Source organism: Photorhabdus sp. RM71S (genome assembly GCF_042879355.1).
Taxonomy (GTDB): Bacteria; Pseudomonadota; Gammaproteobacteria; order Enterobacterales; family Enterobacteriaceae; genus Photorhabdus; species Photorhabdus kayaii.
This window is the reverse complement of sequence record NZ_JBHFKV010000193.1, coordinates 1-499: the sequence shown is the minus strand read 5'-3', so window position 1 is coordinate 499 and position 499 is coordinate 1. Positions and strand designations below refer to the sequence as shown.

The window sequence follows — 499 nt, the reverse complement described above, 5'->3', positions numbered from 1 at the left end:
TACCAATATGAGGAACTGGCTAGCTTCAATGGGACGTGGTGATATTGCCAAAAGATACGCTGAAGCTGACGTCGATTATCAAACCTCAATGAGCAGATATGTTTCTTCGGGGTACTCACAATATGAAGCCTCAATCATGATCGCAGACCGCTTTATCAAGAGTAAAGGAGCCGATCTCATGAAAGAGTGGAAAAAAGCGGGAGCCAGAGGTGATGAAGATGCACAGCGTATGCTCATGGAATCCTTCGGGCTATCCTCTATTTTCACCGACGTACAGACAGTCAACCATCTCTTGGCCATGCGGCAACGTTGGGGCGATTATCAGCGTATCAAAACAGGCATGGGGACTGATTCGGCACAAAAATCTGTTGATACCGACTTTGATAAACAGAACGATACCTTAGAAGCGCAATGGCGGCGTACTCAAATTGGGTTTAATGATTCGGCTATTAGCATTGGTCAGTCGCTGCGTCCAGCATTAATACAGTTAGCCGAAACC

The 499-nt window shown here is 46.3% G+C and carries 1 pseudogene; it reads left to right on the top strand.

Annotation, left to right across the window (positions count from 1 at the left end):
• Positions 1-499: pseudogene (locus tag ACGF5R_RS24465) on the top strand (phage tail tape measure protein); the annotation flags it as partial.